This is a genomic window from Pseudomonas sp. JQ36, assembly GCF_053851495.1.
Map to the genome: position 1 here is coordinate 2,985,060 of NZ_CM132642.1, position 19,045 is coordinate 3,004,104.

At 50.7% G+C, this 19,045-nt stretch carries 15 protein-coding genes and 1 pseudogene; 2 read left to right on the top strand and 14 right to left on the bottom strand.

Annotation, left to right across the window (positions count from 1 at the left end):
* The first annotated feature begins 119 nt into the window (after positions 1-119).
* Positions 120-677, top strand: a complete 558-nt coding sequence (locus ACS4NR_RS13335) for a TetR/AcrR family transcriptional regulator (RefSeq protein WP_456020326.1) — start codon at positions 120-122, stop codon at positions 675-677.
* Here ACS4NR_RS13335 and fabF read toward each other — a convergent pair.
* Both fabF and ACS4NR_RS13345 read right to left on the bottom strand, forming a co-directional pair.
* Positions 674-1,948: a beta-ketoacyl-ACP synthase II gene (fabF, locus tag ACS4NR_RS13340; protein ID WP_456020327.1), complete on the bottom strand. Its 1,275-nt coding sequence runs from the start codon at positions 1,946-1,948 to the stop codon at positions 674-676. The genes ACS4NR_RS13335 and fabF overlap by 4 nt on opposite strands.
* 17 nt (positions 1,949-1,965) lie before the next feature.
* A complete protein-coding gene (locus ACS4NR_RS13345) occupies positions 1,966-2,763 on the bottom strand; it encodes an SDR family NAD(P)-dependent oxidoreductase (protein ID WP_456020328.1) in 798 nt (265 codons plus the stop codon).
* Between the two features lie 328 nt (positions 2,764-3,091).
* On the opposite strand from ACS4NR_RS13345, the gene ACS4NR_RS13350 reads away from it, so the two are divergent.
* A complete protein-coding gene (locus tag ACS4NR_RS13350; RefSeq protein WP_456020329.1) occupies positions 3,092-4,372 on the top strand; it encodes a Wzz/FepE/Etk N-terminal domain-containing protein in 1,281 nt (426 codons plus the stop codon).
* Positions 4,373-4,405: 33 nt separating this feature from the next.
* On the opposite strand, the pseudogene ACS4NR_RS13355 reads toward ACS4NR_RS13350, so the two are convergent.
* The 12 genes and pseudogenes from ACS4NR_RS13355 to ACS4NR_RS13410 form a co-directional block, all read right to left on the bottom strand.
* Positions 4,406-5,659 (bottom strand): annotated as a pseudogene (locus tag ACS4NR_RS13355) (IS3 family transposase).
* A gap of 105 nt (positions 5,660-5,764) precedes the next feature.
* Positions 5,765-6,100, bottom strand: a complete 336-nt coding sequence (locus ACS4NR_RS13360) for a ComEA family DNA-binding protein (protein ID WP_456020330.1) — start codon at positions 6,098-6,100, stop codon at positions 5,765-5,767.
* Between the two features lie 112 nt (positions 6,101-6,212).
* Positions 6,213-8,207, bottom strand: coding sequence for a polysaccharide biosynthesis protein (locus tag ACS4NR_RS13365; protein ID WP_456020331.1), 1,995 nt, complete (start codon positions 8,205-8,207; stop codon positions 6,213-6,215).
* A 74-nt stretch (positions 8,208-8,281) separates the two neighbouring features.
* Positions 8,282-9,298, bottom strand: coding sequence for an MraY family glycosyltransferase (locus ACS4NR_RS13370; RefSeq protein WP_456020332.1), 1,017 nt, complete (start codon positions 9,296-9,298; stop codon positions 8,282-8,284).
* Between the two features lie 69 nt (positions 9,299-9,367).
* Positions 9,368-10,336 carry a UDP-glucose 4-epimerase family protein gene (locus ACS4NR_RS13375; RefSeq protein WP_456020333.1) on the bottom strand — a complete coding sequence of 323 codons (969 nt, stop codon included), beginning with the start codon at positions 10,334-10,336 and terminating at the stop codon, positions 9,368-9,370.
* Positions 10,337-10,352: 16 nt separating this feature from the next.
* On the bottom strand, positions 10,353-11,480 hold the full coding sequence (gene wecB / locus ACS4NR_RS13380) for a non-hydrolyzing UDP-N-acetylglucosamine 2-epimerase (protein WP_456020334.1): 1,128 nt from the start codon (positions 11,478-11,480) through the stop codon (positions 10,353-10,355).
* A complete protein-coding gene (locus tag ACS4NR_RS13385) occupies positions 11,473-12,483 on the bottom strand; it encodes a polysaccharide biosynthesis protein (RefSeq protein ID WP_456020335.1) in 1,011 nt (336 codons plus the stop codon). The genes wecB and ACS4NR_RS13385 overlap by 8 nt, the downstream gene beginning before the upstream one ends.
* 33 nt (positions 12,484-12,516) lie before the next feature.
* Positions 12,517-13,374, bottom strand: a complete 858-nt coding sequence (locus ACS4NR_RS13390; RefSeq protein WP_456020336.1) for a dTDP-4-dehydrorhamnose reductase family protein — start codon at positions 13,372-13,374, stop codon at positions 12,517-12,519.
* 2 nt (positions 13,375-13,376) lie between these two features.
* Positions 13,377-14,615, bottom strand: coding sequence for a glycosyltransferase family 4 protein (locus tag ACS4NR_RS13395; protein WP_456020337.1), 1,239 nt, complete (start codon positions 14,613-14,615; stop codon positions 13,377-13,379).
* 3 nt (positions 14,616-14,618) lie between these two features.
* Complete coding sequence (locus ACS4NR_RS13400; protein ID WP_456020338.1) at positions 14,619-15,755, bottom strand: glycosyltransferase family 4 protein; 1,137 nt, start codon at positions 15,753-15,755, stop codon at positions 14,619-14,621.
* A gap of 10 nt (positions 15,756-15,765) precedes the next feature.
* Positions 15,766-17,709 (bottom strand): asparagine synthase (glutamine-hydrolyzing), encoded by a 1,944-nt coding sequence (asnB, locus tag ACS4NR_RS13405; RefSeq protein ID WP_456020339.1) that lies wholly within the window; start codon positions 17,707-17,709, stop codon positions 15,766-15,768.
* 143 nt (positions 17,710-17,852) lie between these two features.
* Positions 17,853-19,001 (bottom strand): hypothetical protein, encoded by a 1,149-nt coding sequence (locus ACS4NR_RS13410; protein ID WP_456020340.1) that lies wholly within the window; start codon positions 18,999-19,001, stop codon positions 17,853-17,855.
* Positions 19,002-19,045: the final 44 nt, after the last annotated feature.

Genomic DNA, 19,045 nt, shown 5'->3' on the forward strand with positions numbered 1-19,045 from the left:
CAACTTTTCTCGGCGTTACGACCCAGTTGGACGCATCTGCATGCTTTTTAGAAGTAGAAGTACAGTCACCATACCATTTCCATTGGGTAAGATGGCAACCTTGTTGCGGAGAGTTTCCAATGCGTTATTCGCAGGATCATAAAGCCCAGACCCATCAGCGCATCATCAAGGAAGCCTCCGAGCGATTCCGCAAGGACGGCATCGGTGCGACCGGCCTGCAGCCGCTGATGAAGGCGCTCGGCCTGACCCATGGCGGTTTCTATTCGCACTTCAAGTCCAAGGACGAACTGGTGGAAAAGGCCTTGCAGGCCGCGGGCGAGCAAGTAGCCGGGCTGTGCACGAACATCTTCGCCCAGGAACGACCGCTCGAGGCATTCGTCGATACCTACCTGTCCGAATGGCATCAGACCTCTCCGCACGAAGGCTGCCCGCTGCCAACCCTCTCGGCGGAGCTGGGCTTGCGTGGCCAGCCGAGCCCGACCAGCGATGCCGTGCTCAACGCGCGCCTGGCGCAAATCGCCGGCACCCTCGAAGGCGAAAACAGCGCCGAACGCAGCATCGTCATCATGTCGACCCTGGTCGGCGCCCTCCTGTTATCACGCAGCGTGGCGGACAGCGAATTGGCTCAGCGCATCCTCGACGTCACCCGCGATCAGGTGAAGCGCTCGCAGGACTAAGCCTGCCAGCGCTTGAACAACACGCTGGCATTGACCCCGCCAAAACCGAAGCCGTTGGACAACGCGTACTCGATAGGCAGCGCACGCGCCTGGCCGTGCACGATGTCGACGCCTGCGCTCGCTGGGTCCGGATTGTCCAGATTGAGCGTCGGCGGCACGATCTGATCGCGAATCGCCAACAAGGTGAAGATCGCTTCGAGCCCGCCGGCTGCGCCGAGCAGATGTCCGGTGGCGGATTTGGTCGAGGTCACGGCGATCGCATTCTGCGTGCCGAACAGCGACTTGATCGCCGCCAGTTCACCAAGATCGCCGACCGGGGTCGAGGTGGCATGGGCGTTGAGATGCTGCACCTGGTCCGCCGTGATGCCGGCCTGCGCCAATGCCAGGGCCATGGCCCGCCGCGCACCGCTGCCGTCTTCCGGCCCGGCAGTGAGGTGATAGGCGTCGGCGCTGGTGCCATAGCCGACCAGCTCGGCCAGCGGTTGCGCACCCCGCGCCAGGGCGTGCTCAAGGGATTCGATGACCACCAGACCGGCGCCCTCGCCCATGACAAACCCGTCCCGGGCACTGTCGAAGGGCCGCGAGGCACGCTCGGGCGTATCGTTGAAGCCGCTGGACAGCGCCCTGGCCGCGGCGAATCCGGCAAGGCTGACGCGATCAATGCACGCCTCCGCACCACCACAGATGGCGATATCCGCTTCACCGGCGCGGATCAGGCGTGCCGCATCACCGATAGCCTGCACCCCGGCGGCACAGGCGGTCACCGGAGCGCCCAACGGGCCTTTGAGGCCGTGCTGAATCGACACATGACCGGCGGCCAGATTGACCAGAAACGAGGGAATGGTGAATGGCGACAGGCGGCGCGGGCCGCGGCTGTCGGTGGTGCGTACCGCGTCGGCAATCGCGCCGAAGCCACCGACGCCGGAGCCGATAATGGTCGCCGTGCGCTCCTGATCACCCGCTTCGGAAGGCCGCCAGGCGGCTTGTTCCAGCGCCTGCCGGGCCGCTTCCAGGGCGAACAGAATGAAGCGGTCCATCTTCTTCTGCTCCTTCGGCGGCGTGGCGCGATCCGGATCGAAACCGCCTTCGGAATCCTCCTCCAGCGTCGGCACCACACCACCGACCCGAGTCGGCAGATCGGCAATCACTGCGTCCGGCAAATTGCGCAGCCCGGAACGTCCGGCCAGCAAGCGCTGCCAGACCACTTCGACGCCACTTCCCAAAGGAGACACCAGGCCCATGCCGGTGACGACTATTCGACGCTGATCCATACCGCAGTTACCCCTGATCAATTTTTGTAACGTTGTGCCGCCGAACTGCGCGACAGGTTCGGTGCCATCACCTGACGCGCGGCAACGAATGAATGCCACTCCCCGGCATCGGGCAGCGAGGGAATGGTGATCAACTCACCCTGATCCAGCCCCGCCAGTGCCGCATCGACCATCTCCCCCGCTTCCATGACCATTTCCGCCGGAATGCCACTGGCGTCGATGCCGGAGCGCTCCCAGATCTCCGTACGCGTCACGCCCGGCAACACCGCTTGCACCTTGACCCCGGTGCCGTCGAGTTCGGCATTCAGCGACTGCGTCAGGCTCAACACGTAGGCCTTGCTCGCGCTGTAGACGGCATTGAAACGCTCAGGGAACAGCGCAACCACCGAGGCGATATTGATGATCGTGCCACGCCCGGCCTTGGCGAAACCCGCGGCGGCGGCCGACGCCAGGCGGGTGACCGCCGTGATGTTGAGCTGGATCAGACGCTCCAGCTGCTCCATGTCGGCATTGGCCAACAGCCCCTCGGTGGCGACCCCGGCGTTGTTCACCAGCAGACTGATGGCCGAATCGCTGCGCAGGCGCTGCTCGACTTTGAGTACGTCGTCTTTGTGGGTGAGATCCGCCTTGAGCACTTCTACCTGTACGCCATGCTCCGCGCGCAGCTTGGTGGCGGCAGCCTCCAGCCGCTGTTCATCCCGCGCGACCAACAGCAAATCGTAGCCGCGCGACGCCAAACGTTCGGCGTAAATCGCACCGATGCCGGAGGAAGCTCCGGTGATAAGGGCCGAGCCCTGAGACTGGACAGCGTTCATAAATGTGCTCCCGGTGGGCGTAGGTGATGACATGAGCCATGAGTATAGCCATGACCCCGGAAAATATTACACACGTAATCTCACAGGATGCAAACGAATAAGATGAGCGCAATTGTGTGGCCCGCCGGCAGCTCAGTTCGGGTTCACAAGGAGCCCTTGTTGCCTTTGAAAGCCCGAGAACAGAGCGTTCAGACGAATATGACAGTTTTGCTGTCAATAGCTTGTGGACAGATTTTAGATACGCGAGAATGCAAAATATTGCTAAATATTTTTCAAAAGCGTACTGCGCGGCTTCCGACAGCACCTAATTTTTCAACGTGAGCGTTTAATGAATCTCCCTGCAAAAATACGTTCAGAGAATGAGCATCACGAGATCGATATTCCCGCACTCCTTCGGGATATCTGGAAGCAAAGAGGCATAATTCTGCTATTTACCGGACTGTCTACGGCAATTGCAGTGACTTATGCTTTAACCGCACAACCGCAATATAAAGTCCAAAACTACATTACACCTGTTGCCTTGGTAGAGCTGGACACGCTGAACGAGTCCGGGCTCTATAAAATCGCGCCGGAAGAAGCGCTAAAACGAGTTGGTTCGTCGCTTGAGTCCTATTATGTACGCCTGCAATTTTTCCAGGCAAATCCTGAGTTGCTGTCTCCGGTACAGCCCGATGGGATGTCCACAAAAGATGCGCTCGACCGTTTCAATGCGAATGCTTTTTCAGTTGAGCAGATAGACTCTAAAAAAGCCGCCAGTCTTTCCGATGCGATCCAATTTGGCGCGGAATATCCGTCGGGGATGGATGGCGTTTCTATCGTCAACAACTTCACCGACTTTGTAATCAAGCGCGAAAAAGAAAAAGTCGAAGCAGACTTTAATAAAATCATCGCCAACCGCATCGCCCAAACCGAGAGAAAGCTCGTTTCAAAGAAAGCTGCATATGAAGCTGAAACCGATTCAAAAATTGCAAAGCTTCTAGAGAAAGACCAACTCAAGAAGGAAAACCTTCAAGACGAGCTAAAGGCTCTGCGTCAGCAGTTGCAAACTCGCCGGCAGAATCGGATCAAGCAATTGGACGAAGCAATATCCATTGCCAAGAAACTGGGTATTGTCTCCCCGACTACACCGTCCGCGCTTGGTGAAGCATCGCAGACGAGGCAGGGCAATATGATTCGTACCGAGGTGAGCAACCAGACAATACCTCTGTACTTCATGGGTCAATCGGCACTGGAAGCAGAGCGCGCAACACTGGTTTCACGAAACTCAGATGATTTTACCGAACCTCGCGTTGACGAAATCCAAAAAGAGCTGAGTCTGCTGGCTACCAACCGCCAGGTAGCATTACTTAAACAACGTAGAAACGAAGAGCTATTCTTAAAAGGTTTGAGCGATATCCGCGAGGAACTGGCGCACCTGAAAAACCTGCATATCGACTTCGATCAATTCAATCTCGTTAATATCGACAGGTCGGCTTCACCGCCACCATCACCTATAAAACCCAAGAAAACGTTGATCGTCGGGTTGGGCTTGGTATTCGGGTTCATGCTCGGCATTGCAGTAGCTCTGGCACGGATAGTTATGTTTCCGAAAAAAATGATTGAGACATGAGCTGCACTTATCTGGCAATTATCTAGCGCCTGTCTAGTCCTGAAATAGGTTTACACCTGTTTCACCCTGACGCCCGATGCACCGCATCGGGCGTTTTGTATTTCAAAGACAGGTGCGGACGCTCACCGTTGTAGATCGATACCGACTCACTCACCATCTTCTTCGCCTGCGTTAAATCCTGTGGTCGCTGGAGCATAAGCTCTGTCTTTAATATCCCGTTGACCCGCTCTGCCAAGGCATTTTGGTAGCAGTCATAGCCGTCCGTCATTGAGCATCGAATACCGTACTTCGCGTGCAACGCTTGGTACATCCCCGAGCAATATTGGATACCTCTATCTGAATGATGCACCAACGGCTGCTCTGTCCGACGGTGCTTTACCGCCCGGCGCAGTGCCTGTGCTACCGACTCGGTGTGAAGGCTTTCATGGACGTGATAGCCCACGATCTTTCGCGAAAAAGCATCCGTTACCAGGCTCAGATAGGCCACACCGTCCTGAGTGGGCAAATAGGTGATGTCAGCCACCCAGACTTGTTCCGGGCCGCTTGGAACAACCTGATCAGGACCTGGCTTGAGCAGGTTCGGGTGGCGGTGAAAGCGATGATGACTATTGGTCGTCTTGTGATAAGACCGCTTGCGAGCTACCAATAAACGTCTTTCCCGCAGAATCGAAAACAGCCGATCTCGACCCACTTGCAGTTCAAGTTGGGGCTGGCAATGCAGCAAGTAATGCAGCTTTCGGGTGCCCAAACGCGGCTGCCGCTGACGTTTTTGCTGAACGAAATCGGCAACCTTCTGATCCAGCCCCAGACGAGCAGCATCGGCGCGATTGCGTTTGTAGTAAGCCTGTCGGCTTATCCCCATGAACTGGCAAGCCCTGCTGATGCTCAGGTTTTTGATTCGTTTTTGCGCGAGGACTTGCCGGGACGCTTTTTTACGACAGAGAGACCGTAGTCATTCTTCAAGACATCCACGACCGCCTCGAAAAACTGCGCTTTCTGATTGGACAGAGCTAACTGCTCTTCAAGCTCTTTGATGCGTTGCTCTGGCGTTAATGGTCGGTTTTTGTCGGGCATAGACCCCATCCTCGGCGAGCCAATGTATCTGCCTGGGCTCCAATCCTGCCGACCGTGCTTGCGTAACCACGTCAGAACGGTCGTTTTGCCTTGAATCCCGTAGCGCTCCTGAGCCTCTTTATAACTCAGCTCGCCTTTTTCGACCTGATCGACGACCGACAATTTAAAGGTCAGCGTGTAGTCTCGCTGACTACGCCTTTTTGCTGATTCCATTACGTCCTCCTGAAAAACAGATCAGAAGGTGTAAACCTTATTCAGGACGGGACAGCCTCATTAAAAAAAGGGCCGATCAATGATCGGCCCTTTTTTATATCTTCATTAATTAACTTCCAGCTTGTCACGGTTCCTTTCTAGGATTGCCTTGCCAATTCCCTTGACTTCAAGCAACTCATCCACTGATGCAAATGGTCCGTTATTGTCACGGTATGCAACAATCGCCTTTGCCTTTGCCTCACCAATACCACTCAGCTCGCGCTGAAGCGTGGATGCGTCTGCAGCATTAAGATCAACCTTATCTACATTCGCTTTGGTAACTGAGTCCATCACTACGGAAGACTCCACGGACCCCGTTTTAGCCTCAGGAGCAGCGATGGCGGCAATCGATGCGCCACTCAAGAGGGCAAACACCAACGAGTAGAAATAGCTTGTACGCATAAGATGACGCTCCATGACATTGATTGGGAAGCAGCTTTTCCTAAGCTGCTTCCCAAATTTAGGCGATATGCTGGAGCTGTCAAAAACGCCTACGTTACCGAATGTGAAACGATCAAGGCTCCAACCGGCGCTGCTGGTAGATCCAATCGACAATGTCACCATCGGGAGCGTAACCGCTGACGGTTTCACGAAGAAGCTGGCGAACGCGAACGTAGTCATCCTGCTCGACTGAGCTGAGCAATTCAGTCAGCTTGATTTTAAGCACGTCCCAGGGCAGATGATCCTCGTTGGCAGTCATGATCATCGGGTGTTGGGTGGCCGCCACGTTATCGCCGATCAGCAACTCTTCGTAGAGCTTTTCACCAGGCCGCAAGCCAGTGAACTCTATGGAAATATCGCCATGCAGATTCTTTTCCGAGCGAACGCTCAAGCCTGAAAGATGGATCATTTTTTCGGCGAGCTCGACAATTCTTACCGGCTCCCCCATATCCAATACAAAGACATCGCCTCCCTGCCCCATCGAGCCGGCCTGAATAACGAGCTGAGCGGCTTCTGGAATGGTCATGAAGTAACGCGTTATTTTCGGATGCGTCACCGTCAGGGGGCCGCCGGACTTTATCTGTTTGTGGAACAGCGGAATGACCGAGCCAGAAGACCCGAGAACATTTCCGAAACGGACCATGGTGAAGCGCGTCTTGTTAACGCGGGAAACATTGGTGCTATCACCAAACAAGACTGGAGCCACTTCCCGGCTCAGCGCTTGCAAGGTCAACTCAGCCAGACGCTTGGTACTGCCCATCACATTCGTCGGACGAACGGCCTTGTCAGTCGAGATCAATACGAAGTTGGCCACTCCCGCCTGAAGTGCCGCCTGCGCGGTATTCAACGTGCCGATGACATTATTGAGAACACCTTCGGCAATATTATGTTCGACCATCGGAACATGTTTGTATGCCGCAGCGTGGTAAACGGTATCGACGCGCCAGGTTTTCATCACATCGAGTAATTTATTCTGGTTACGCACCGAACCAAGGATAGGTATAAGCCGTATGTACAATGACTCTCGGGAAACACGTTGTTCCAGCTCGGAAAGAATACTGTATAGATTGAATTCGCTATGCTCGAAGAGCAGCAACGTCGTAGGGCGCAACAACAGAATCTGCCGACACAACTCGGAACCAATAGAGCCACCGGCCCCGGTCACCAGAACTGACTTGCCCTTGACGCAATGTTCAAGCAAATCCGCTTGTGCGGGTACCGCATCGCGCCCAAGAAGATCCGCGATATCGACTTCCTGAATATCATCGACCTTAACTCGGCCACTGGCCAAATCCATGAAACCAGGCACGCTTCGCACATGAAGGGGGAACCCCTCAAGGAAGCCGAGTATTTCACGTCGACGACCGCGATTGGATGACGGGATAGCCAGGAGAATTTCCTGAGCTCCGGTATTATCAATCATCTGTTGGATATGCTTTGGTTTGTAGACCTGTAGCCCGGAAATCACCCTATCGGCGATTCCACTGTCGTCATCAATAAATGCGACGGGGCGCATGACGCGCCCCATCCGTAACGCAGCAACAAGCTGATTACCTGCAGCCCCCGCCCCGTAGATGGCGACCTTCGGCAAGCCATTGTCCCGATTGGTGAACGGTACATGCTGCGCGGCACTGAACCAATCGCCTAAAAAATATTGACGCATCGCCAGGCGTAGCCCGCCGATCATGATCAAACTAAGCCACCAATAGTTGAAAATGATCGATCGCGGAACGACATTTTGATGATTACTGTACCAATACACCACGACACCAAGTATCAAAGACGACAATGTGACAGCTTTGATAATTGCAATCAGGGCATCATTTCCGAAATAGCGCATAACGGCGCGATACATTCCGAAACGAACGAAAAGAGGTATTGCCACGAGCGGTGCGCTGAGAAAGAGCCACAGATGCTGGGTGACCGGATTGACCATCTCGTCAAGCCCCAGACGCACAACGAATGCCATCCACAGAGCAGCCCAAACCAACGCGATATCAGTTAGCACCTGCAGAAAACGCTTGCGTCGCCTTGGTAGACTTAACAACTTTTCCCGAATCTTATCCATAACCCCTCTAAACACCTCTAGAAGCTCCTAACACCGATATCGCGTGCATTTTTCGTCAAAAACTTTTGAGAATCTTATGCTTTTTCGAGTTCACCAGCGTGAAATTTGAAAGCGAGAAAGACCAACGGCAAATATGCCAAAACGAGGCCCACGGCGCCGTCCAGGTGTTGCAGAACAACCAATACAGCGACAGGCAACAACCAGAAAAGATTGATCCCGGCTATCGCCAATGTGACAGGGCGGTGATTTCCAAACTGACGAGATGCATATTGATAGCCATGGCTACGATGCGCTTCATAGACCTTGTCGCCTCGCAACAGGCGTCGCATCAAAGTAAAGGTGGCGTCGACAATAAAAACACCGAGCAAAATCAGCCATACCCACAGATATTCCGCATTACTCCATGCGGCATGGAGCGACAAAATACCAAGCGTCAGACCGAGAAAGCCGCTGCCAGCGTCACCCATGAAAATTCGCGCAGGAGGGAAATTCCAGAAGAGAAAGCCAAGCACCGCCATTACCAACATTCCTGGCGCTACAGCCAACCCGCTATCATTGCCGATCCAATAGGTAACGCAGGCTCCCAGACACACACAGATAGCCTCGACACTCGCCAAGCCGTCAATTCCGTCCATGAAATTGTACAGATTGAGCATCCAGACCAGATAAAACGCACCTAGCACATAGCCAACCCAGCCGAGGTCCACGGTTTGTCCGAACACGTTGAGAGGTGCCACACCGCTAATCCAGTAGAGCGTCCACAGAGCGCCACAGAAATGCGCCAATAACCGCCAACGCGCTGCGATATGTCCATGATCATCGAGAAAACCCACGACAGCGATCCATCCACCGCCACCCAGCAATGCGATAGCCAGAGGCCAGGCAATGTCGCCAGTCCAGGCGAGAACCGGCAGCGCGACAAGGAAGCTGAGCACGATCGCGACGCCGCCACCGCGCGGAGTGGGAACCGAATGTGAACTACGAGCATTGGGAATGTCTATCAAACTCTGCGCCAATGCATATCTACGCAGCGCGCCGGTAGCCAGAAACGACATTCCTACAACTAAAGCCAACAACCATATTGTGTTCAAAAGTTAACTTCCTGAAGCAGCCAAAACCAATTCCTTTATTGAACCTTCGTCATGCGTAATTGACCCGGCTCAATGCTGCCTTTCGTTGGCCAAAAAGTAATTCGCTGTCAATAAAAGGGCATTGTCCACATTGACAGGTGGGGTCCACCCCAACAGCTCTCGAGTTTTGCTTATATCGACCTGTAACGATCCACATAAGCGCTGGGAAAGTGCTCGCTTTCCTAAAAGTAGTGCACTTTTCTCTAGCAGTACACTTGGTACCGGTAACAACCGCGCGGGCTTACCTAATGCCTTCGCCATCCTTTTCAACAGTTGAGTCGTAGATAAATCCTCGTCGTCGCTGACAAGGAAGGTCTGATTCGCAGCAGCCGGATGGCGAATACAGGTCACAATCAAATCAACGAGATTATCCAATGCAACGAGACTTCGCCGATTATGAATGGCGCCAAACGGCAAGGGGATGCCCTTCTCCAACCAACGCATCATGTTCAGAAAGTTGGCTTTAACCCCCGGGCCGTAAACAAGCGTCGGCCGAATGATCACGACCTCCATGCCGGATAGGGCCGCGATCTCGCGTAATCCTTGCTCCGCTTCCATCTTGGAAACACCGTATGGATCTATCGGAGCAGGAGCGGCATCGGCGGTGTACGGCGCGTTGATCGACGTGCCTTCGCCGTTTACTTTGATCGAACTGATGAAAACAAAGCGACGAACCCCTGAGTTGGCGGCCTCACGAGCGAGTTTTAGAGTACCCTCGACATTGACCTTGCGAAATGCCTCAAGCGGGTCTGACTCAGTGTCATTCATAACGTGCACGCGAGCGGCACTGTGAATCACTGTCTCTACTTGATCCAGTGCTTCAGACCAGTCGGTATCAGCCTGAAGACCGGAAATACCCACGGTTTTAACATCTCGATAAAAGTCAGGTAATGCGTGTGCACGAATAGCTGCCACCGGCTCCACATCGTCTGAACTCATCAATCGATCCAGTACCGCACGACCGACGAAACCTGTGGCACCTGTCAATAACACACGCATTCTGAACCTCAGCCGCTTAGAATTTAGACCAGACAGTACGGTTGATGTAGTCGGTGTAACTTAATACAACCCGCACTACTTGCTTCGACACTGGCCCCGCCTGGTAATCCCCTACTACAGGAATGACTCGATTAGCACGATCATGCTGACTGGTGACTACACGCACAGCATCGAGAACGCCCTCGACCTTCAGGCCACTCATGATAAGAGTCCCCTCGTCCATCCCTTCCGGCCGCTCATGAGCGTTACGGATAGTGATAGCAGGCAGGTTCAGCAGAGAGGCCTCCTCAGTGATGGTGCCGCTGTCCGACAACACGCAAAACGCCGACATCTGCAGCTTGATGTAATCAAGCAGACCAAATGGTTTCGAGAAGCGAATCAACGGGTGATCCAAAGACTCACCGATCGCTTCCAAACGCTTACGAGTACGTGGATGCGTAGAAACAATAATCGGGTACTGATACTTATCCGCCAAAGCACGCAATGTCTTCAGCAAGTCTCTGAGGTTTTCTGGGGTATCAACGTTTTCTTCACGATGGGTACTGACAATGAAGAACTTGTCTTGCTCTAGACCTTCCCGAACGAGCACATCTGAAGTCAGAATTTTCGGCATGTAATAGTCGAGCACTTCCTCCATATGCGAACCCGTCTTGATGATGGTTTCGGGGCGGATACCTTCAGCAATCAAGTAACGCCGAGCATGTTCGGTCAATACCATATTGATATCACTGAGGTGATCGAGCACCTTGCGATTCAATTCCTCGGGAACACGCTGGTCAAAGCAGCGGTTACCTGCCTCCATGTGGAAAACCGGAATTTTGCGACGCTTCGCAGCGATTACCGCCAGGCATGTATTGGTATCACCATAAAGAAGCAGCGCATCAGGCTTTTCGCTTTCAAAAACCTCGTCGGCCTTGGAAATAACCTCGGCAATGGTCTTCGCTGCCGTTTCCCCCGCAGCCCCTAAAAAGTAATCGGGCTTGCGAATTTCCAGATCGTCGAAAAAAACCTGATTCAATTCGAAATCATAGTTTTGGCCAGAATGAACCAATACATGGTTTACCTGCTTATCAAGTTCGGCAATCACGCGGCTCATCTTGATGAGCTCCGGACGCGTGCCTACTAGCGTCATGACCTTAAGCATCGAGCTTCTCCTGAATGTATTCGAGATTCAAAAGAACCTTCTTCACGCCCGCAACATCCAATCGCTCAGTATTGTGCGAAGTGTAATCATCCAGGTCGGAAATCTCTTGTTCACCCTCAACAAAAAATTTCTTGTAGTTCAAATCGCGATTATCCGAAGGAATACGGTAGTAACGCCCCATATCCTCTGCTTTGGCCATTTCTTCACGAGAAATAAGCGACTCGTAAAGTTTCTCGCCATGACGAGTACCGATAACTTTTACATCGTTATTGCAGGAAAACAGCTCTTTAAGTGCTTGTGCCAGGTCCGCGACTGTGGAAGCCGGAGCTTTCTGTACAAAAATATCACCTTGCTCCGCATGCTCGAATGCGTGCAAAACCAGATCGACCGAGTCTTCAAGCGACATCAGGAAACGGGTCATGTTCGGATCAGTGACCGTCAGTGGCTCGCCACTCTGCAGCTGATTGATAAACAACGGAATTACGGAGCCGCGGGAAGCCATGACATTACCGTAACGTGTTGCGCAGATAACAGGGCCAGTCGCTGGGATCATCCGCGACTTGGCCACCATCAGCTTTTCTGCCATCGCTTTGGAGATGCCCATGGCATTGATTGGATAGACCGCTTTATCGGTACTGAGAACAACAACTCGCTTGACGCCAGAAGCGATAGCCACGTTCAGGACGTTTTCGGTGCCAATCACGTTAGTACGTACGGCTTCCATTGGATAAAACTCGCAGGAAGGTACTTGTTTCAAGGCGGCAGCATGGAAAATATAGTCCACGCCGACCATAGCTTGAGCAAGACTATCGCGATCACGCACGTCGCCGATATAAAACTTCACTTTGTCGTTCGACAAAGCAATACGCATATCTTCCTGCTTTTTCTCGTCCCGGCTAAATACACGAATTTCTTTTACATCTGTATCTAGAAAACGTTTCAAAACCGTGTGACCGAATGAACCGGTTCCGCCGGTAATCATCAAAATTTTATTATCAAACATATCCACCTTCCTAAACTTTATATAAATTTGTAATTAGCGCGAAACTTTCATCGACTTGACCAAATCCACCCAAGATGGGGGGACATAGCCTGTCGCGGATTGAAATTTTGATGAGTCTAGCGAACGATCTATCGCTACGTTATCGTCAGCAACAATATCGATTTCTTTTTCGTAAACTTCCGCCACCAACTTGAGCAGCGACAGCTTATCAATAGGATTTACCGAAACATGATACAGGCCTTGCAGTCCGTCATTCGGAATAACATAGTCACGAATCACCCGCGCAAGTTCTACAGTCGGAAGTCCGGAAAAAATGGCTTTTCTGTAGCCTTTGACCGAACCGCTCTGCGAAAGAAACCAGTCTACGAGCGAATAATTGCTGCCCAATTCGTGTCCGATAATGGAGGTCCGCAGAGTAACTGCATTGGAAGCAGTGTGTAGCTCACCGATATATTTCGACTTTCCGTACAGATCCTCCGCATCGGAAATATCATTTTCGGTATAGGAACCCTTGCGACCAGAGAACACACAGTCGGTACTAATATGAATCACGCGAGCGCCGGACAACGCACATAGTTTCTGAATACGATGCGGCAGCATTGCATTGATAGGGAGCGCAGATAGTGGATCCTTGGCATCAGCCAGTTGCTTGATCAAACCAACGCAATTGATCACGACATCCGGCTGGACACGCGTCAGTACGGAAACAAGTGAATCCTGATCAAGCACGTCTACATTACTGATCAACGAACCGCGGGCGTTTTCAGAAAAATGTCTTGCACCCCCCGGGTTGCGCAAGGTTCCCCAGACTTCGTGGCTCGGATCTTCGTGGAATAGCCGGAACACCGCACTACCCAGCATCCCAGTGACCCCTAGTACGAGAACTTTCATTTTCAATTACCCTTCAATTCATTGATCCTAATCCCGAGTATTTCGACCAGACGCTCGCTCTGCCGGCCCATTTCGAAATGCTCAAGGTAATACGCTCGCCCCGATTGCCCCAGCGAATCACGTTCAGCAGCACTCATGTGATATAGCTGCTCTATGCGTCTAGCCATATCAGCAGCATCATCTGCTGGGCTGGTGAAACCAGCCTTTGCTTCATCTATGACTCGCGCGCCTTCGCCATCAAGCGCGGCGACAATCGGCCTCCCTGCTGCCAGATAAGCCTGGACTTTGCTTGGAATGGTATAGGAGAACGCTTCATCCCGCCTCAACGTCACCAACAATCCACCGGCCCTTGAGAAGAAATGAGGCATTTCGTCAGCCGCAAAGCGGCCTGCCAACACCAGGTTGTCCAGTTTCCTAGACTCTTTTTCACTTTTGATCCAGGCCGACATACTACCACTACCAACCAGCATGATTCTCAATCCTGAGAGGTGCTTCAGCTTGTCTGCGACCTCAACAAGTGTTTCCACAGACTGAGCGGTACCCAAATTCCCTGCAAAAACCAAGCAAAAATTATTGCTGAGCTCATCAAGTAATTCCGCAGGGATGCGAGTCGGGTGAGTGTCTGAATGCACTTCTTGATAAGAGTTTGGGTAATACACGATCTTGCTGGTGTCCGCGTAGCGCGATACAGGCTCCCGAAAAGCCCGGGATTGTACCAACAGTGTATCGGCAGCAGAGTATATCCATTTCACTAGATAACCGACTAATCGCAACACCTGATTATTCTTTATGAAACCAGTAGCACTGAGGCTTTCAGGCCACAAATCCTGAATCCAAATTGCCAGATGCGCTTTCAACTTCCACTTCAAATAAATTGCAGGGATAGCCGAGATTATAGGAGAAGGAGCAAATACAAAAATGGCATCAAAATGTTGGCCCTTTACTGCTTTTGGATAAAATCTCAGGCCATTTACAACAAACGATAGATAATTTAGTACCAGATTCTTTGCGCCTGAAGTAAAACGTGGACGAAGCGGTGCGCGACAAACAGTGACGTTTGTTCCGTAACGTTGCTCGGAATAACCCGACGCACTATAGCCATCGAATATCGCTCCCTCCGGGTAGTTAGGTTTTCCGGTTAAAACCTTAACAACATGCCCCTTAGCAGCCAAGTTTTTGACCAAATCATTAATAATGAATGACTCGGGCCAAAAATACTGCGAAACCACCAGGATGTTCATGTTTTAACGACCCTCTGCCGATCGAGGTGCTAGCGCTAGAAGTGCAACCCACGTCTTTTTACAAGTTTCAGCCCAGTCAAATTTATCGCTTTGCCTCGCGGCTGCACTTGCTAAATCTTCCAGCGTCTGCGGACTTGTCAATGCCGACGACAAAACATTACCGATATCATTGGAATCAAACGGTGAAAAATAAAGGGCCGCATCTTCGCCAAATTCCGGCATTGGCATAACATTAGAGCAAACCATCGGCCTGCCAGACGCCAGTGCCTCAAGAAGAATATTAGGGCAATTCTCACAAGATGAGGCAAAAAGGTTCAGATAGGCGTGGTGATATAATGGAGGCAAACTTTTATAGGGAATAGCGCCTAGCAGAACAACCTGCTGCTCGAGCCCAAGCTGTTGAATCAGAGCTTTAACCCGCTCTGCTTCAGGCATATTGGTCTCGCCAACCAGAATCAACGAGAATCGCGCACGAAGTTCTGCAGAAAGAGTTGCGTAGGCCTTTACAACTTCAAAGTGATGCTTATAAACATCGAACCTTGAAACATATAAAATATACTCACCCGCAGTTAAAAAATCAGGTCTAGGAACAACAGTTCCGTGAGTACGAAATATGGAACTAATTCCATGAGGGATCGTTACCGCATTTTTAACAGTTGTGAGAGACTCAATCACAGCCCTTGCATAATTAGAAATGAAGATGGTCAGGTCTGCATTAGCCATGCTTTTGAGCATAACTCTATTCAGCAACCAAACGCGCAAGCGCTGTAGACCCCAAGAAATGTTCTGTTGAACTCGCGAATCGAAGGGAATCATATTTCTAAACATGGTAACGACTTTGCAACCCTTCGGTGGAACAGTTGCTACCACACCACCAGGACAAAACAGGACATCCGCCCGCTCCTTCTTCAGAAACCGGGGCAACATCAGTTTTTCCCAAACAGTTCGCAAGATTGGATTTTCGGTTGGCCACGAAGTCTCCACGCGCCGAATGTGAGCATGGCTAGGCAAATCCAGACTTTTAGGAGCAAAAACCAAAACTTCAAGATCGTCCACGTCCGGCATATGCTCAAAAAGATTGAGCAAATAAGTTTGCCCCCCACCCAAGCGAGCCGAGTACGCGTTAACAATTATTTTCATACCTTACCGATCATCCAATATCGATTGAAGACTGTTTTTCAAGCCATGCCTGGAACATTAGAATATTCCATAAATGGAGACTTCTGTCGTAGGTTCCTTGCAAATGCTGGGACCATATCAGACGGATCTTATTAGTGTCAAAATAGCCTTGGTCTCGAAGCTTTTCTGCATCCAGTAGCGACTCAGCCCACTCTCGCAATTCACCACGCAACCATTGTGCTAGAGGAACTGAGAATCCTGCTTTGGGGCGCTCGAAAAAAGTCGAAGGAACATACTGCTTAAGCACTTCGCGCAACGGCCACTTCCCCGTGCCATTTTTAATCAAATGGTGTGTAGGCAATGCGAAGGCCAACTCGACAACTCTGTGATCTAACAATGGAGCACGAGTTTCGAGGCTAGCACTCATTGCGGCACGATCCACTTTCACTAACAAATCGTCTGACAGATATTGATTGAAGTCCCATCGCCTCATTTCTTCGATGGAGTCGGCTCCCGACGCCCAAAGAGGCGCTGGTTCGTTCAAACTATCAATGCCTAGCACCAAGTTATCAACACGCTGCCACTGTGACATCAACCCCGTATACATATCCGCCAGGCGTTCAGAAGCCACAAGTTCAGACATTCGATAAATACGCCGGCCATTTATCTTTTTACGAGCTGCGCCTGGTAATACTGAACACACACTATCCCAACTCTTGGCGGACAATAAGCGCAAGGCCGAACCGGCCATCCGGCGCATCGGCAACGGGATAGACTCCATTTTATGCCATAAGTCTGATGTAACCTTATACCTTGGATAACCGGCGAAAAGCTCATCGCCACCATCCCCCGACAAGGCGACGGTGACGTGTGCTTTCGTCAACCTGGAAACAAGTACGGTAGGAATCTGAGATGAGTCTGCAAAAGGCTCATCATATATCGCAGGTAAATCTGGAATAACTTTAAGCGCGTCTTTCGCACCTACATATAACTCAGTATGGTCCGTCCCCAAATGCTTTGAAATCGCTCTTGCATAAGGCGCTTCATCAAAGCTTTTTTCTTCAAAGCCAATTGTGTAGGTCTTAATTTTTTTTACACTTTGGGCCTGCATCAATGAGACAACCAAGCTCGAATCAATCCCTCCAGAAAGGAATGCGCCGATTGGTACGTCTGACACCATCTGCCCTTTGATTGCTTGCAGAAGCCGCTCATTAGTTAATTTAACAACATCCGCATCGGAGGCCGTCTTGAGTCTTAGACTGAGGTCTCGCTGCTCTGCCGTATCAATGGTCCAATAGCCGCGAGGGAATAGCGAACTCCCTAAGGATTCAATAGAGACGAAGTGCCCGGGTTCTAGTTTTGAAATGCCTTCATAGATCGACTTTGGAGCGGGTACGTATCCAAATCTTACGAACTCACAGAGAGCGCTCCGATCGATTTTAAGCTCGTCCTTGAAAACGAGATTGATTGATTTTAACTCAGAAGCAAAAACAAACCGATTACCAACATAACCATAATATAAAGGTTTTTCTCCGGCCCTGTCTCTCGCCAGAATGATTGAGCCTGTCTCTCTGTCCCACAAGGCAAATGCAAACATTCCGACCAAACGCTTGAGAGTCTGCTCAACGCCCCAAAACTCAATAGCCGCGAGCAGTACTTCAGTGTCAGACTCGCCTCTCCATTCGACGTAACAATTCGAGTCTATAAGCTCCTGCTTAATGGCTAAAAAATTATATATTTCGCCATTATAAGCAATGGTATATCTGCCACTTGGGGAAATCATCGGCTGATGCCCCAGCGGGGACAGGTCCAGGATAGCGAGTCGCCGATGGCCGAAAGCTACGCCGAATTGATCATCTGCCCATACGCCGAAATCATCGGGCCCTCGATGGAAAATTGGAGAGGTCATTTTTTCAGCGATTTGACCAACGCTATAACCTGCATTCCAGGTCGCAATACCAGCAATCCCACACATAAGCAACACCAACCTGTAAAGTACAGTTTAATCTTTAGAACAAATCAAGTTCTTCATAATACTACATCGAGCACGTAGACAACCATTCAATGGTTGCAAGCTCCGAATTTTGTATACAGGCACTTGGCAAACTCACTACCTATTTACCTATGTTCCGGGACGCCAAGCTGCCCCCCTTCCACTTGATGAAGCGGCAGGCCCTTATCCTCTGAAACCCCGCCAGGCCCACGATGCCCTTTAGGCTTTTTCATAACGAAAAAGAGCATCAGTACCGGTGCAATATTTATTAAATATCGATAGTCCACGATAGGCGAAATCGAATAAACAAGAAAGAACGAACAAATAACTAACGAGGAAGAAAGCTTTTCCGCTGTTCCGGAAAATCGCCATGGGAGGTATACAGCGCTACAGAAACGAAGCCACAATATGGCAATCACAAAGACCAAATAGAGACGCGCAAAATACACGCCCCAACCCAACACCGAATAATCAATAATAGCACTCCGGTAAAGGTCGTATACATACTGAACAGGCTTCAGTACATTCAACAAGAATGACCCAATGTAATATTGACTATTCAACGTTGAAATCCAATAGGCAACACCACCTTCAGAATAATAACTGTGCGCAAGAAGTGACTCATTGCTTTCTAGATAAAAAGCAACAGCTGAGCAGAGTATATAAAGAAACACGATTTTGAAAATTAATTTTGCCCGCCCTACTCTTGCACCGGCACCGCCAGTTAAAAAAATAGAAAAAGCAAACACCAGAAAGAACTGCAGTCTTATTGGACAAAGAAGCAGAACAAGAAATAAATCCTTTTTTCTGCGCAGCATTAAATAGGAGACAAGCGATACGTAAAATAAAACGCCAAAGCTGTCTTTATTTATCAGAATGGAAAACTGCAATACGGAAAATAAGCCCAACCAATAAAAAATAGGCAAAAACTTCTGAGTGACTCGAAAACATAGCAGTTCGGTACGGCAGTATGCATAACTGAGGATAATAAGATTCAGAGCTAGTGAGACAAGAACTAAATCTGACATCCCCAACTGAAAAAATACCGAATAGATAAAACTGACCACATAATTATTAAGCGAAGAAATATCAGGCGTCAAACCGAACCCGGTTACCACCCCCTCATAAAACATGTGATCAGGTATATTCAGATAATTACTAGCAGAAGTAAAATAATATTCAAAATTTATATAGAAAACTGCTTGAAAAAAAGCCAAAACACAGAAAAAACATACCAACCTAATAGCAAAGCGCAGAGAATTATTATTAATCATATGCCCACGCAGACCTCAAGCAAAAATCAACACCGGCATCGCGC